Source organism: Lentzea terrae (assembly GCF_003265345.1).
GTDB classification, from domain to species: Bacteria; Actinomycetota; Actinomycetes; order Mycobacteriales; family Pseudonocardiaceae; genus Lentzea; species Lentzea terrae.
Genome location: NZ_QFWW01000045.1, coordinates 1 through 1,000 on the forward strand (window position 1 = coordinate 1; position 1,000 = coordinate 1,000).

The following is a 1,000-nucleotide window of genomic DNA, read 5'->3' on the forward strand; positions in this document are numbered from 1 at the left end:
ACGGTGGACGCCGCGTAGTCGGCGAACCGGAACGCGGTGTCGCGGTTGGCCCAGCCGCCGGCTTCTTCGAGCGTCTGAGGGAGGTCCCAGTGGTAGAGCGTGGGCCAGGGCACGATGTCGTGCGCCAGCAGCGTGTCGATCAAACGCCGGTAGAAGTCGAGGCCGGCCTGGTTGACCTTGCCGCCGTCCGGTCGCACGCGCGGCCAGGCGATCGAGAACCGGTAGGCCTTGAGCCCGAGGTCGGCCATCATGGCGACGTCCTGCTCGAAGCGCCGGTAGTGGTCGGCGCCGGGTTCGCCGGTGTCGCCGCCGACGACCTTGCCGGGTAGCCGGCAGAAGGCGTCCCAGATGGAGTCGGTGCGGCCGTCGACGCCGGTCGCTCCTTCCACCTGGAACGCCGCGGTCGCGGCGCCCCACAGAAAACCCTGCGGGAAAACAATGTTCTCCATTTTCACCCCTTGACGGCGCCCTGCATCACGCCGGCGACGATCTGTCGGCCGAGTACGAGGAACACGATGAGCACCGGAACCGTGGCGAGCGTGGTTCCGGCGAGGACGAGCGAGTAGTCGACGTAGTAGCCGCTTTGCAGCTTCTCCAGGGCGACCTGGAGGGTCGGGTTGTCGGCGTTGAGCACGACCAGCGGCCAGAGGAAGTCGTTCCAGGACTGCATGAACGTGAACACACCCAGCATCGCCGCGGCCGGCCGGGCAGCGGGGAGTGCGACGTGCCAGAAGGTGCGCCACAGGCTGCAGCCGTCCATCCGCGCCGCCTCGACGAGCTCGTCGGGGATGGCGTCGAGCAGGTACTGCCGCATCCAGAACACGCCGAACGCGGTGACCAGGTTCGGCACGATCACGGCCTCCAGCTCGCCGGCCCAGCCGAACTCCGCCATCGCCATGTACAGCGGGATGATGCCCAACTGGGTGGGCACGGCCAGTGTCGCGACCACGAACAGGAACAGCACGCCGCGGCCGCGGAAGCGGAGTTTGGCGAACGCGAA

Annotated in this window: 2 protein-coding genes; both read right to left on the reverse strand. The window is 68.2% G+C overall.

Annotated features, from left to right (window positions below):
- Positions 1–449 (reverse strand): glycoside hydrolase family 1 protein (locus tag DI276_RS47620; protein ID WP_119724507.1); only part of this gene is annotated, 449 nt, incomplete at its 3' end.
- A 2-nt stretch (positions 450–451) separates the two neighbouring features.
- A partial coding sequence (locus DI276_RS47625; protein ID WP_112276792.1) for a carbohydrate ABC transporter permease occupies positions 452–1,000 on the reverse strand: 549 nt, incomplete at its 5' end.